The 13,370-nt window shown below is 71.5% G+C and carries 13 protein-coding genes; 1 reads left to right on the top strand and 12 read right to left on the bottom strand.

Annotation, left to right across the window (positions count from 1 at the left end):
• Positions 1 to 16: 16 nt before the first annotated feature.
• The 12 genes from ACZ3KP_RS30085 to ACZ3KP_RS30030 form a co-directional block, all read right to left on the bottom strand.
• Positions 17 to 1,084, bottom strand: coding sequence for a polyprenyl synthetase family protein (locus ACZ3KP_RS30085; RefSeq protein WP_165939268.1), 1,068 nt, complete (start codon positions 1,082 to 1,084; stop codon positions 17 to 19).
• A 59-nt stretch (positions 1,085 to 1,143) separates the two neighbouring features.
• Positions 1,144 to 2,565, bottom strand: coding sequence for a hydroxysqualene dehydroxylase HpnE (gene hpnE, locus ACZ3KP_RS30080; protein ID WP_467503137.1), 1,422 nt, complete (start codon positions 2,563 to 2,565; stop codon positions 1,144 to 1,146).
• Positions 2,562 to 2,702 carry a DUF6380 family protein gene (locus ACZ3KP_RS30075; RefSeq protein WP_467503135.1) on the bottom strand — a complete coding sequence of 47 codons (141 nt, stop codon included), beginning with the start codon at positions 2,700 to 2,702 and terminating at the stop codon, positions 2,562 to 2,564. The genes hpnE and ACZ3KP_RS30075 overlap by 4 nt, the downstream gene beginning before the upstream one ends.
• The gene (gene hpnD, locus ACZ3KP_RS30070) at positions 2,702 to 3,655 is read right to left on the bottom strand and encodes a presqualene diphosphate synthase HpnD (RefSeq protein ID WP_132887276.1); all 954 of its coding nucleotides are present in this window, start codon (positions 3,653 to 3,655) and stop codon (positions 2,702 to 2,704) included. The genes ACZ3KP_RS30075 and hpnD overlap by 1 nt, the downstream gene beginning before the upstream one ends.
• Positions 3,652 to 4,554 (bottom strand): squalene synthase HpnC, encoded by a 903-nt coding sequence (gene hpnC / locus ACZ3KP_RS30065; RefSeq protein WP_467503133.1) that lies wholly within the window; start codon positions 4,552 to 4,554, stop codon positions 3,652 to 3,654. Before hpnC ends, hpnD begins: the two co-directional genes overlap by 4 nt.
• A gap of 381 nt (positions 4,555 to 4,935) precedes the next feature.
• Positions 4,936 to 5,715 (bottom strand): ABC transporter ATP-binding protein, encoded by a 780-nt coding sequence (locus tag ACZ3KP_RS30060; RefSeq protein WP_132887274.1) that lies wholly within the window; start codon positions 5,713 to 5,715, stop codon positions 4,936 to 4,938.
• Complete coding sequence (locus tag ACZ3KP_RS30055) at positions 5,708 to 6,637, bottom strand: ABC transporter permease (RefSeq protein ID WP_467503131.1); 930 nt, start codon at positions 6,635 to 6,637, stop codon at positions 5,708 to 5,710. The genes ACZ3KP_RS30060 and ACZ3KP_RS30055 overlap by 8 nt, the downstream gene beginning before the upstream one ends.
• A 131-nt stretch (positions 6,638 to 6,768) precedes the next feature.
• A complete protein-coding gene (locus ACZ3KP_RS30050) occupies positions 6,769 to 7,653 on the bottom strand; it encodes a glycosyltransferase family 2 protein (protein ID WP_467503129.1) in 885 nt (294 codons plus the stop codon).
• Entirely contained in the window at positions 7,650 to 8,393 is a 744-nt protein-coding gene (locus ACZ3KP_RS30045; protein ID WP_366893457.1) for a CDP-alcohol phosphatidyltransferase family protein, read from the bottom strand. The genes ACZ3KP_RS30050 and ACZ3KP_RS30045 overlap by 4 nt, the downstream gene beginning before the upstream one ends.
• A 13-nt stretch (positions 8,394 to 8,406) precedes the next feature.
• Positions 8,407 to 9,468, bottom strand: a complete 1,062-nt coding sequence (locus ACZ3KP_RS30040; protein WP_132887270.1) for an iron-containing alcohol dehydrogenase family protein — start codon at positions 9,466 to 9,468, stop codon at positions 8,407 to 8,409.
• Positions 9,456 to 10,208 carry a phosphocholine cytidylyltransferase family protein gene (locus tag ACZ3KP_RS30035; protein ID WP_467503128.1) on the bottom strand — a complete coding sequence of 251 codons (753 nt, stop codon included), beginning with the start codon at positions 10,206 to 10,208 and terminating at the stop codon, positions 9,456 to 9,458. Before ACZ3KP_RS30035 ends, ACZ3KP_RS30040 begins: the two co-directional genes overlap by 13 nt.
• Positions 10,205 to 11,965 (bottom strand): DUF5941 domain-containing protein, encoded by a 1,761-nt coding sequence (locus tag ACZ3KP_RS30030; RefSeq protein ID WP_467503127.1) that lies wholly within the window; start codon positions 11,963 to 11,965, stop codon positions 10,205 to 10,207. The genes ACZ3KP_RS30035 and ACZ3KP_RS30030 overlap by 4 nt, the downstream gene beginning before the upstream one ends.
• 364 nt (positions 11,966 to 12,329) lie before the next feature.
• Here ACZ3KP_RS30030 and ACZ3KP_RS30025 point away from each other — a divergent pair, with 364 nt between their 5' ends.
• Positions 12,330 to 13,271 (top strand): cation diffusion facilitator family transporter, encoded by a 942-nt coding sequence (locus ACZ3KP_RS30025; protein WP_358981825.1) that lies wholly within the window; start codon positions 12,330 to 12,332, stop codon positions 13,269 to 13,271.
• The last annotated feature ends 99 nt before the right edge of the window (positions 13,272 to 13,370 follow it).

Below are 13,370 nucleotides of genomic sequence, written 5' to 3'. Positions count from 1 at the left end.
ATTCGACCGATAGTGATCATCTCTTTCGTACGACGACGAAGTCGGCCAGCGCCGTGAACTGCGCCCGTACCCGGTCGGGCATGTCGACGGCGTGGAGGGCCTCGATGGCGATGGTGTGCTGACGGCGCGCCTCTTCGGCGGTCCACTCGCGTCCGCCGGCCTCCTCGATGAGGGCGGCGCGGGCGGCGAACTCCTCCTCGGAGAAGTTCTCGAAGTCGCTGCTCTTGGCGTCGGCGGCGAGGATCTCGCCGAGCCGTTCGGAGGCCGCTCCGCCGGCCGCGAGGGCCGCGACCACCGGCAGGGACTTCTTGCGCTGGCGCAGGTCGCTCCAGGTCTGCTTGCCGGTGGACTCCGGATCCCCCCAGATGCCGAGGAGGTCGTCGACGGCCTGGAAGGCGAGGCCGAGGTGGTAGCCGTACCGCTCCAGGGTGTCGGCGGTGCGGTCGTCGGCGCCGCCGAGCACCGCGCCGATGGAGCTAGACGCGGCGAGCAGGGCGCCGGTCTTGTTGCCCTCCATCTCCAGGCACTCCTCGACGCTGACCCGGTCACGGTGCTCGTAGGAGATGTCCTGGGCCTGGCCGTCGATGAGGGCGCGGGTGGCGGTGGTGATCCGGCGGGTGGCGCGGCCGGCCTCGACGGTGCCGAGTTCGAGGAGGATCTCGTTGGCGAGGGCGAACAGGGCGTCGCCGACCAGGATGGCCTGGGCGGGGCCGTGCACCTTCCAGACGGTGTCACGGTGGCGGCGCTGCTCGTCGCCGTCCATCAGGTCGTCGTGCAGCAGGGAGAAGTTGTGGACGAGTTCGACGGCGACGGCGCCGGGGATGCCGATCTCCGGCGCGGCGCCGGTGACCTCGGCGGAGAGCACGGCGAGGGCGGGGCGCACGGCCTTGCCGCCGTCCCCCTCGGCGGGGTTGCCCTCGGCGTCGATCCAGCCGAAGTGGTAGGCGGCGACGGTGTCCATGGGAGGTGCCAGGCGGTCGACTGCCGCCCGCAGTACCGGTGTTGCAAGGGTCCGGCCGCGCTCCAGGAGCGCGGTCACGTCCACCGCGTCGGCAGCCGTCTCGGCCGGGGGCACAGTGGGCACAGTTTCTCCTCTTGTTGCGGTACCGGGGGTGCGGAGGCCTGCCACCCGCTGATCGAGCGTCACGCCGCCTCCTCGAACTCGAAGAGGTGACGGGGGCGGGGCCGGCCCAGAGTGCTCAACGCGGCATCGGCCGCACAGACACCGCTGCGGACCGCACTCTCCATGGTCGCGGGCCACCCGGTGGCGGTCCACGCTCCGGCCAGGTAGAGGCCGGGTGCCTTGGTGCGGGCGCCGGGCCGCAGCCGCCCGACGCCGGGGGTGGGGGCGAACGTCGCGGTGCGCTCCCGGGTCACGAAGAAGTCCCGCACCCCGGCGCCGCGCGCGCCGGGCAACAGCCGCTCCAGTTCGGGCAGGTAGCGCTCGCGCAGCACGGCCACCGGGGCGTCGATCTCGTCCTGGGCGGCGGACTGGGACAGCGCGAGGTACTGGCCCTCGCGCAGCCCCGAGGCACCGGTGCGGTCGAACACCCACTGGACCGGGCTGCCGAGGGCCGCGAAGAACGGCTTGGTGAGCACCGTACGGTCGTAGACCACATGGACGTTGAGGATCGGCGCGGTGCCGATTTCCAGGAGGTTCTCCGGGGCGTCGAGGGCGCCGGCGGGCAGCAGGTCGTAGGCCTCGCGCTGGGCCACGGCGAGCACCACCGCGTCCGCCGTGAGCGTCTCGCCGGGAACCTGAACGCTCCAGCCCCCGTTCTCGTTGTAGGAGACGGAGGTGACGCGTGTTCGGACCTCGGTACGCACGCCCGCGGAGTCGAGCGCCTTGCGGGCCAGCCGGTCGTGCAGTTCGCCCAGCGGCACATGGGCCCAGCCGATGTCGGCCGCGCCCGGGTCGGACAGCAGACCGGTCTTGAACACCATCGCGGCGAGCCCCAGCGAGGTGTCGCCCGCGACCGCGTTGAGGGTGGCGACCCCGACCAGGTCCCACAGGGCCTCGACGGCACGCGCCGACTGGCCGTGGGCGGCCAGCCAGCTGCCGAAGTCCTGTGCGTCCAGGCTCGGATCGGCGAGGTCGAGTCCCTTGAGCGCGAGCGCGGCACGCCCGACCCTGGCCCGTTCGGCGAGCGAGAGGTGCGGGTAGGCGGCCAGGCTGCGTCCCAGATGCAGGGGTACGGGCAGCGGGTCGCGCCGCAGCCTGCCCAGGCGCCGCCCCTCGGGCTTCGCGAGGTCGAGCACGGGTACGTCGAGGCGGTCCTGCAGCGGTGCCAGCGCCGCGCCCTCGATGCGGTCGAGGAACCAGCGGTAGGCGGTGCAGCACCGCAGGTACACGTGCTGGCCGTTGTCCACGGTCAGGTCGCCGCGCCGGAAGGAGAAGGCGAGCCCGCCGAGCCTCGGCCTGCCTTCGAGCAGGGTGACGCGGATCCCCGCGTCGGCGAGGGCGAGGGCGGCCGTGACACCGGCCAGGCCGCCGCCGACCACGACGGCGGTGCGCCCGGACGGGATGCCGTCGTGCGTCCCCTCGGATCGCGTGCCGTCGCTCATCGTGCGCCCTTTCCCGCCTGCCCGTCGTGCTGCCGGAACCAGCCACGGGAGACCTTCGCAGTCAGGGACGCCGCCCCGCCGCGGAGGGTTGCCTGCCGTTTCCCTCCGGTGGAGCCGTCCCGGCCCGGGTTGTCCATCAGGCGCGCCTCCTGACGGCCTGCCGGGAGGTGTGCCGCCGGGTGTCGATCCCGGACAGCCCGCGTACGGCGACGTAGGCCTTCTCGTGTCCGGGCAGCGAGACCCGGCCGCGCAGCACCGCGTCCGGTTCGCGCTCGATGCGGTCGAGGAGCCGTCGGTAGATCCCGGCCATGGCGGCGACGCAGGCACCGCTGCGCCGGTCGAGCATGGGCAGCAGCCGGTAGCCCTCGGCGAAAAGGGCACGGGCGCGGCGTACTTCGAAGTGCACGAGACCCGCGAAGTCCGAGCCCTCGGGCGGGATCGGACCGTCGAGGCCCGCCGAGCAGCCGAACTTGGCGAGGTCGTCCTGGGGCAGGTAGGTACGGCCGTTGCCGGCGTCCTCGCGGATGTCCCTGAGGATGTTGGTGAGCTGGAGCGCGAGCCCGAGCGTGTCCGCGTACTCCGGCGCGCGCTCGGCACCGCGCGCCCCCGGTTCCGTACCGAACACGCCGAGCGAGAGCCTGCCGATGGCACCGGCCACACAGCGGCAGTAGACCTTGAGGTCGTCCCAGGTCTCGTAGGTCTCGCCGCGTACGTCCATCAGCACGCCGTCGATCAGCTCGTCCAGGCCGCCGAGCGGGATCGGGAAGGCCTGGGCGGCGTGCGCGAGGGCGACCGCGACCGGGTCGGTGTCGTCCTCGGCGACCGCGCCCTCCTGGATCCGGGCGAGCAGCGCCCGGGTGTCCTCCAGCCGGGCCGCCTTCACGTCGTCCGCCAGCGCGCCGTCGCCGATGTCGTCGACCCGCCGGGAGAAGGCGTAGAGCGCCGACATGGCGCGCCGCTTCGGTGCCGGCAGCAGCCTGATGCCGTAGGCGAAGTTCCGGGCCTGCTGTCCGGTGACCGTCTCGCAGTAGCTGTAGGCGGCGAGTACCGGTGGGGACACGTGTGTGGCAGAGTCCACGGTCCGGATCACCCCTCTCCTCGCAGAGTCACGCCCACCTCACGCAGCAACCGGCCCTTGCCGGGCTTGGGCGGGCCGGGAAGTACGTCGTATTCGGCGGCGGCGATCGCGCCGATCGCCGCCCTTCCCCCCGCCACGAACCCCGCGAGCAGCAGCTTCAACCTGCCGTGGACGCTACCCACGAGGGGGGCGCCTTCATTCAGGAGACCGCGGGCGCGTTGTGCTTCGTATGCAACCAGTGCACGCACCGATGCGCCCGTGGTTTTCCCGGCGAGATCCGCCTCCTGGACGTGAAAGCGCTTCATGTCCTCGGCGGGCAGATAGATCCGGTCGCGGCCGAAGTCCTCGGCCACGTCCTGGAGGTGTTCGACGATCTGCAGCGCGGTGCAGATCGCGTCGGAGAGCCGGACCCGCTCGGGGGTCGAGGTGCCGGTGACGGCGAGGACCAGACGGCCGACGGGGTTGGCGGACAGCTCGCAGTAGGCGAGCAGGTCGTCGTAGGTCTCGTACCGTGCGACGGTCTGGTCCTGGCGGTTGGCGGCGATCAGCCCCAGGAACGGCTCGGGGGTGAGGCAGTGGCGGCGCACGGTCGGCTGCAGCCGGCGCAGCAGCGGGTGGCGCGGGGTCGCGTCGAAGACGCGGTGCAGGTCGGCCTCGAAGGCGTCCAGGAGGACCAGGCGGTCCTCGGCCTCCGCGGCCGGCACCCCGAGCAGCCGGGCGTCGGCGCCGCCGGGGGCCAGATCGCCGTCGCCGATGTCGTCGACGAGGCGGGCGAAGCCGTACACCGCCATCAGATCGTCACGCCAGGCCTTCGGCAGGAAGAAGGGCGCCACGGGGAAGTTCTCGTCCGCGGCCTTGGCCAGCGTGCCGCGCTCCGCGTCGGCGGGGTGCGCCGGGGCGGTCGCCGTCACCGTTCACTGCCCGGGGCGGGGACGGCGCGGCCTGCGTTGAGCTGGGGAGTTTCCGTAGCCATTGCCGTCACATCTCCCGTTCTACACTGCCGACCCAATACACACTATTTCGGACACGCCGCTCGGCAGCCCGCAGGGCAGCCCGGCGGAGGGTGTCGCGCATTATCGCCCCACTTGCCGCTTTCCGGGACCGGTACAGCTTACGTTGTACAACGCATGGAGGTTCGCCGGGGTGTCCCGCAGATCACAACAACACACCGATTGGCTTCAAGATTCCTGCGGCGCCACGGAGTTGACGCTTCCTTTGCAGACGCGGGGCCCCGCCGGAAGGTTCCGGCGGGGCCCTGGCCGAAATCGGTCGCCTGCCCGTGGGATCGGGGGCTACTTGCCGGTGAACTTCTCGTACTCCTTGAGCACCTCTTCGGTCGGGCCGTCCATGCGCAGCTCGCCGCGCTCCAGCCACAGGACCCGGTCGCAGGTGTCACGGATGGACTTGTTGTTGTGGCTGACCAGGAACACCGTGCCGGCGTGCTCGCGCAGCTCGCGGATCCGGTCCTCGGAGCGCTTGCGGAACGCCGCGTCCCCGGTGGCCAGCGCCTCGTCGATCATGAGGACGTCGTGGTCCTTGGCGGCGGCGATGGAGAACCGGAGCCGGGCCGCCATGCCGGACGAGTAGGTGCGCATGGGCAGGGTGATGAAGTCGCCCTTGTCGTTGATGCCGGAGAAGTCGACGATCTCCTGGTAGCGGGCCCGGATGTCCTCACGGGACATGCCCATGGCGAGACCGCCGAGGATGACGTTCCGTTCGCCGGTGAGGTCGTTCATCAGGGCCGCGTTGACGCCGAGCAGCGAGGGCTGACCGTTGGTGTAGACCCTGCCCTTCTCCGCGGGCAGCAGGCCGGCGATGGCCCGCAGCAGGGTGGACTTGCCGGAGCCGTTGGACCCGATCAGGCCGATCGCCTCGCCGCGGTAGGCGACGAAGGAGACCCCGCGGACCGCGTGCACCCTGCGGACGCCGCGCTCGTCGCCGCGCCGGACGATACGGCTGAGGGCGGAGGTCGCGCTGCCCTTGCCGGTCTTGGCGCCGTTGACGCGGTAGACGATGTGCACGTCCTCCGCTATGACGGTGGGGATCCGCTCCCCTGTGCTCTGCTCAGCCACGGCCGTACCGCTCCTCCGCCTTCCAGAAGTACACGAATCCGCCGCCGAAGACGACCACGGCCCAGGCCAGGGCGACGGCCCAGACGTGCGGCGGCAGGTTCGAGGCGCCGTAGCCGTCGATGAGCGCGAAGCGCATCAGGTCCATGTAGACGGTGGCCGGGTTGACCTGGAGGAGGGTGCGCGCCCACTCCGGCCTGCCCTCCATCATCTTGGTGATCGAGAACATCACGCCGGACATGTACATCCAGGTGCGCAGGATGAACGGCAGCAGCTGCGCGAGGTCCGGCGTCCTGGCGCCCATCCGCGCCACGATCAGGGCCAGCCCGGTGTTGAACAGGAACAGCAGCAACAGGATCGGCACGACCAGCGCCCAGGACAGGCCGGGGCGGCTGCCGAACCCGACGACCACGGCGACCATGACGATCATCGAGAACAGCAGCTGCTGGAGCTGCTGGAGCGCGAAGGACACGGGCAGCGAGGCACGCGGGAAGTGCAGCGCGCGCACCAGGCCGAGGTTGCCGGAGATCGCCCGGACGCCCGTCATGATCGAGCTCTGCGTGAAGGTGAAGGTGAAGACACCGGTGACCAGGAACGGGATGTAGACGTCCTGCGACATACCGCGGCTGGCGTGCAGGATGACGCCGAAGATGAAGTAGTACACGGCCGCGTTCAGCAGCGGGGTGGCCACCTGCCAGAGCTGGCCGAGCTTGGCCTGGCTGTACTGGGCGGTGAGCTTCGCCTGGGAGAAGGCCAGGATGAAGTGACGGCGGCCCCACAGCTGGCGTACGTACTCGACGAGGGAGGGCCGGGCGCCGCTCACCGCGAGCCCGTACTTGGCGGCCAGTTGCGCCGCCGTGAGGCCCTCGTCGGGCGCCGGTGCCGCGCTCACCGCGATCCCGCCGTCATGCGTTGTCTCACTCAAGGGTGGAGGCCTTCGTCGTCTGGTTCGTCTTACTCATGTCTTACGGAATTGTGCTACAGGAAGGCGACACGTATCCGCGAGGGGATACGGTCCCGGGGGTCGGCCGCGCGGCCGCGCACCCCCCGAGCCTGTCAGATCACCGGAGGACGGCCCAGTCGCGTGAGCTTCCACACGGTCCGCCAGCGCATCGGGCGGCGGGGTCCGCAGGCGGTGGTCCAGCCCTCCCGGAAGCCGGCGAACCAGGCGTGCAGGGCCGGACGGGACGGACGGCGCAGCAGGGTCAGCAGCAGCCACACCCCGAGGTAGACGGGGACCAGCGGCGCGGGCAGGTTGCGGCGGGCCAGCCAGACCCGGTTGCGGGCGACCATCCGGTGGTAGACCGCGTGCCGGGAGGGGGCGGTCGTGGGGTGGAACAGCACCATGTCGGAGCGGTAGTCGATCATCCAGCCGGCGTCCAGGGCGCGCCAGGCCAGGTCGGTCTCCTCATGGGCGTAGAAGAACTCGTCCGGCAGGCCGCCGACCTCGGCGAGGACCTGGGTACGGACGGCGTTGGCACCGCCGAGGAAGGTGGTGACCCGGGAGGAGCGCATCGGGTCGGAGGCCCGCAGCCGCGGCACGTGGCGGCGCTGGGTCTCACCGGTCTCCGGGTCGGCGATGCGGAAGCTGATGATGCCGAGCTTCGGGTCGGCGGCGAAGGCCTGCCGGCACAGCTCGGCGGTGTCGTGCTCGGGGAGCAGGCCGTCGTCGTCGAGGAAGAGCAATATGTCGACATCGCGGCCACTGGGGCCGAAGGCTTCTATGCCGACGTTGCGCCCGCCGGGGATGCCGAGGTTCTCGGGCAGCTCCAGGGTGCGCACGCCCTCGGGGACGTCCGGGACGGGCGAGCCGTTGCCGACGACGACCACCTCGATCCGCTCGCCGTGCTGCTTGGCGATCGAGTCGAGGAGGGCGCGCAGTTCGTCGGGGCGGTTGCCCATCGTGATGACGACCGCGCCGACCTTCAGCCCGGCGCTCACCGGAGCCTGCTCGACGCGAGCACGGACACCAGGTGCAGCAGGGTCTGGAGCACCGCGATGCCGGCCAGCACGGCGGTGCCGAGCCGGGTCCAGAAGAGGTCGCCGTGGAAGTGGTCGGCGACGGCGAGCAGCAGGATCAGCAGCGAGGCCTCGATGCCGAGGATCAGCCGGTGGAACTTGAACGCGGCGGCGGCCCGGCGGGCCAGCGCCATCCCGGAGGAGCGCATCTCGGCGGCGGCCTCCTTGACCACCGGCAGCCCGGCCTGGTGCCGGGCGACCCCGACCAGGTCGGTCTCGGCCTTGATCAGGATCGCGCCGAGCGCGCCCAGCGTGCCGAGGAAGGCCCACAGCCAGTCGATACGGCCGCTGCCGAACAGGTCGGCGGCGCGCAGCCCGAGTCCGACCAGGACGGCCGCGTCGGTGAGGTAGGCCCCGACCCGGTCGAGGTAGACCCCGCCGAGCGAGTACTGCTGCTTCCAGCGCGCGATCTCGCCGTCGACGCAGTCGAGGAGCAGGTACATCTGGACGCACACCACGCCGAGCACGGCGCCCCAGACGCCCGGCACCAGCAGGGCCGGGCACGCGAGGACGCCGAATACGGTCATCAGGTACGTGAGCTGGTTGGGGGTGACCCTGGTGTTCACCAGGTAGCGGTCCACCCGCAGGGACACCTCACGCATGTAGAGGCGCCCCATCCAGTGCTCACCGCTGCGCCGGTCCTTGACCCCAGCGGGGTGCACGACCGGACGGAGTTCAGCTACCGATGGCCTTGACATAGTCGACGTAGAAGTCCTTGATCTGGTGGGTCTTGAGGTCGAGGTGCTCGAGGATGGTGTAGCGGCCGGGCCTGGTCTCCGGAGCGAACTCCACGACCCGGACGAACTCGTCCACGGTGAAGCCGATCTCCTCCGGCAGCACCGGCAGTCCGTGCCGGCGCAGCACTTCGGCCATGGACACGGACTGCTCGTGGGCTCCGCGCAGGTACATCGCGAAGGCCGCGCCGAGCCCGCACTGTTCCCCGTGGCTCGCGGCACGCCTCGGGAACAGCAGGTCGAAGGCGTGGTTGATCTCGTGGCAGGCGCCGGAGGACGGGCGGGAGTCGCCCGACACCGACATCGCGATGCCGCTGAGCACCAGCGCCTCGGCGAGCACCTGGAGGAAGTCGTTCTCCCCGATGCCGCCGGGGTGGCGCAGCACCGCCTCGCCGGCCTGCCGGGCCATCGCGGCCGCCAGTCCGTCGATCTTCTCGCCGTTGACGCGGTGGGACAGCTCCCAGTCCGCGATCGCCGAGATGTTGGAGACGGCGTCGCCGATGCCGGAGCGCACGAAACGCGCCGGGGCCTCCCGGATGACGTCGAGGTCGATGACGACCGCGATCGGGTTCGGCACGCCGTAGGAGCCGCGGCCCGCGTCGTTGTCGAGGGTGGCGACCGGCGAGCACAGGCCGTCGTGCGCGAGGTTCGTCGGCACGGCGACCAGCGGCAGGCCGACCCGTGCCGCGGCGAACTTGGCACAGTCGATGATCTTGCCGCCGCCGAGGCCGACGACCGCGTCGTAGCGGCCGGCCTTGATGTCGCCGGCCAGCCGGACCGCGTCGTCCAGGGTGCCGCCGCCGACCTCGTACCAGGTGGCGCCGGGCAGGCTCGGCGAGATCCGCTCGCGCAGCTTCGTGCCGGAACCGCCGCTGACGGCGACGGCGAGCCGCCCGGAGTGCGAGATGCGTTCGTCGGCGAGCACGCCGCCGAGGTCGTCGAGGGCACCCGGGCGGATGTCCACGACGACCGGCGAGGGGATCAGCCGGGTCAGTACTGGCACGCGATCTCCCGTCCCCTGGCGAGATCGTCGTGGTTGTCGATCTCGACCCACCGGACGTCGCCGATCGGCGCGACGTCGATCCGGAAGCCGCGGTTGACCAGTTCCTGGTAGCCGTGCTCGTAGAACTGCTGGGGGTCGGTCTCCCAGACCGTCCTCAGGGCGTCGGCGAGCTCCGGCGCGGCGTCGCCCTCGATGAGGGTGACGCCGATGTACTCGCCGGTCGCCTCGGCCGGGTCCATCAGCTTGGTGATCTTCGTCATGCCCCGCTCGGCGTCGACGACCACCTTCATCTCCTCGTCCGCGAGGGACTTGACGGTGTCGAGGGCGAGGATGATCCGCTTGCCGTCGCCGCGCGCGGCGAGCAGTGTCTTCTCGACCGAGACCGGGTGCACGGTGTCGCCGTTGGCGAGGATCACGCCGTCCTTGAGGGCGTCACGGCCGCACCACAGGGAGTAGGCGTTGTTCCACTCCTCGGCCTTGTCGTTGTCGATGAGGGTGAGCCGGAGGCCGTACTTGGCCTCCAGGGCCGTCTTGCGCTCGTAGACGGCCTCCTTGCGGTAGCCGACGATGATCGCGACCTCGGTCAGGCCGATCTCGGCGAAGTTGCCGAGGGTAAGGTCGAGCACCGTGATCGAGTCCTCTATGCCCGCGGGCCCCACCGGCACCAGCGCCTTGGGCAGGCTGTCGGTGTAGGGGCGCAGACGCCGTCCGGCGCCGGCCGCCAGCACGAGGCCGATCATGCGGGTTCTCCTTCGTCGTGTACGGCGGGCGCCCCGGAGGACACCCAGAAGCGGATGCTCTCGACGAGCACCAGCACGGCCACGGCCACGGCGAGGACCGTGAGCGCGACCTTGAACTGCGCGGCGGTGAGCACCGCGGCAAGCACGGTGACCGCCAGCGTCCGCCCTTCCTGCCCCCCGACGGCCCGTACCAGCCAGGCCGGCGGCGCCCCGGCGTCGCCGCGGATGCGGTACACCGTGTCGTAGTGATGGTAGGCGACCGCGGCCACCAGGCCGAAAGCCGCCGGAAGGGCCCCGTTCACCCCGGCTTTGCTCGCGAGGACGAGGACGGTGCCGTATTCGGCGGCGCGGAAGAGGGGCGGGACCAGCCAGTCGAGGGCGCCCTTGAGGGGGCGGGCGAGGGCCTGGCCGGAGGTGAGGGCGTAGACGAGGGCGCCCACGACCGGGGCCCAGGTGACGCCGGAGAAGAGGGAGACGGCGAGGACGGCGGCGCCGCCCAGCGCCACCAGGAGCGGGGGGCCGAAGGGGCGGCGGCGACCCGCGAGCCGGGCGAGCGGGCCGTTGTCCGCCAGGTCCGCCAGCGCCCGCGCCGCCCGGTCGGTCCGCCTGGCCTTGCGGGTCAGCGACCGCAGCACCCGCCCGGCCGTGGTGTACGTCGCCGCGAGGGCGCAGCCGGCCAGCAGCACGCAGAAGGTGATCCGCGGGGTCGTGGCCGCCGTCAGGACGGCTATGAGTGCCCACCGTTCGCCGATGGGCAGGACTATCATCCGGCGCACCCAGACCGTCCAGCCGACGCTGTCGAGCCGGTCGGAGAGGGCGGCGGTGGGGCTGGTGTTGGCGGTGGCGTCGTGGTTGGCCTCGTTGAAGGAGAAGTCGACCACGTGCCGGCAGGTCTGCAGGATCATCGCGCCGAGGGCCAGCACCCACACGTCGTCGCCGCCGCGGGCCGCGCCCAGCGCGAGGCCGGCGTAGTAGGCGTACTCCTTGGCCCGGTCGAAGGTGGCGTCGAGCCAGGCGCCGAGCGTGGAGTACTGCAGGGAGTAGCGGGCGAGCTGGCCGTCGGTGCAGTCCAGTACGAAGGACGCGATGAGCAGGACGCCCGCCGCCACGAACCCGGCCCGGGTGCCGGTGGCCGCGCAGCTCGCCGCGATCAGGGCGGTGAGCAGGGAGGCGGTGGTGACCTGGTTGGGGGTCAGTCCCCGGCGCGCGCACCAGCGGGCGACGTAGCGGGAGTACGGGCTGATGAAGAAGGTGGTGAAGAAGCCGTCGCGGGACTTCACGGCCGACTTCAGGCGTACGGCCTCGTCGTCGACGGCCGCGACGGCCTGCCGCGCCTCGTTGCGGGCCTGCGGGTCGGCGGGGACGGCGGCCACCAGGCTGCCCAGCTCGGGACGGTGGACGTCGGCGTCCAGCGCGGTGGCGAGGCCGTCGACGGCGAGCACGGTGCCGCCGCCCGCCGAGGCCTCACGCGACAGCGCCCGGGTGAGGGCCTGACGGGCGGCGGGCTGGGCCGTGACGGCGCCGGGGATCGCGGCGAGCGGGAAGCGCGGATCGGTGAGTCCGAGGCGCAGGGCGTGCTGGTGGCCGACGAAGCGGGCGTCGACCACCGCCACCCGCCGGTCGGCGGGCACGGTCGCGAGCACGGCCGCGGCGTCGGTCGCGTCGGCGGCCGGGCGCACCTCGAAGCCGAGTGCCCGCAGATCGCTCTCCAGTGACGATCCGGGGACCGGCTGACCGGTGACGATGGCGGTCGACAACCGAACTCACTCCCTGGGTGCGGCGCACGGGCGCCTGCTGCGTGATGGGGCACGGTATGGGTGACGGCCCCCGGACGGCATTCGGCAGAGGTTAGCGGATGGTGAGGATTCCTTGTTCACCGGCCGTTCACGGCCCGGACGGCGCGCACCGGCCTGGCCTTTGCCGAGATCATCATCCGTGATCCGGGCCCCGGGCCACAAACCGCGCTCGCAGACCGGGCATTGGCGACATAGTGAGGGTGCCCTGACCTGGGTTCGTTTGCGCAGGTCAGGGCACATGACAACGGTGTTCACTGCCGCGTTGCCGGATACCCCCCACCCGTAGTTCACTGTCATCCCGGGCCCAGTACAGGAGGCGGATCCCATGGGGGCAGGCCACGACCACGGCCACGCACACAGCCACGTACCGGCCACCGGTACGGCCGCGGCGGCGTACCGCGGCCGGCTTCGGGTCGCGCTCGCCATCACCCTCGGGGTGATGGTGGTCGAGATCTTCGGCGGTCTGGTGGCCGACTCGCTCGCGCTGATCGCGGACGCGGCGCACATGGCGACCGACGCCCTGGGCCTCGGCATGGCCCTGCTGGCGATCCACTTCGCCAACCGCCCGGCGAGCACCAACCGCACCTTCGGCCTCGCACGCGCGGAGATCCTCGCCGCCCTGGCCAACTGTCTGCTGCTGCTCTGCGTGGGCAGCTACGTGCTCTACGAGGCGGTCCAGCGGTTCCTGACGCCCGCGGACACGCACGGCGGCCAGATGATCGTGTTCGGTTCGATCGGCCTGGTCGCCAACATGATCTCGCTCACGCTGCTGGTGCGCGGCCAGTCGGAGAGCCTGAACGTGCGCGGCGCCTTCCTGGAGGTGGCGGCCGACGCGCTGGGCTCGCTGGCGGTGCTGATCTCGGCCGCGGTGATCCTGACCACCGGCTGGCAGGCGGCCGACCCGATCGCCTCGCTGGTCATCGGCGTGATGATCGTGCCGAGGACCCTGAAGCTGCTGCGCGAGACCCTGGACGTCCTGCTGGAGTCCGCTCCGAAGGACGTGGACATGGCGGAGGTGCGGTCGCACATCCTGGCGCTGGACGGCGTGGAGGACGTCCACGACCTGCACGCCTGGACGATCACCTCCGGCATGCCGGTGCTGTCGGCGCACGTGGTGGTCCGCTCCGACGTACTGAACGCCATCGGCCACGAGAAGATGCTGCACGAACTGCAGGGCTGCCTCGGCCACCACTTCGACGTGGAGCACTGCACCTTCCAGCTGGAGCCGAGCGGACACGCGGAGCACGAAGCCCGGCTCTGCCACTGACGTCACCGTCGTCCTGGCGTTCGAGGCGTCCCCGAACAGGTACCCCTTGGGGCCCGCAGGGTTCCCGTTCGTACGCTTAGGGCACGATCAACAACCGGG

The organism is Streptomyces sp. NPDC020958 (assembly GCF_055562175.1).
The sequence above is the reverse complement of the archived record's forward strand: the minus strand, read 5'-3'. Positions and strand labels throughout refer to the sequence as shown.

What these genes read in the sequence shown, in the direction of transcription:
- ACZ3KP_RS30035 (WP_467503128.1), bottom strand. Translation starts at nt 10,208, where the DNA reads ATGATCGGCCTCGTGCTGGCGGCCGGCGCCGGACGGCGTCTGCGCCCC.
- hpnE (WP_467503137.1), bottom strand. Translation starts at nt 2,565, where the DNA reads ATGAGCGACGGCACGCGATCCGAGGGGACGCACGACGGCATCCCGTCC.
- ACZ3KP_RS30075 (WP_467503135.1), bottom strand. Translation starts at nt 2,702, where the DNA reads ATGGACAACCCGGGCCGGGACGGCTCCACCGGAGGGAAACGGCAGGCA.
- ACZ3KP_RS30025 (WP_358981825.1), top strand. Translation starts at nt 12,330, where the DNA reads ATGGGGGCAGGCCACGACCACGGCCACGCACACAGCCACGTACCGGCC.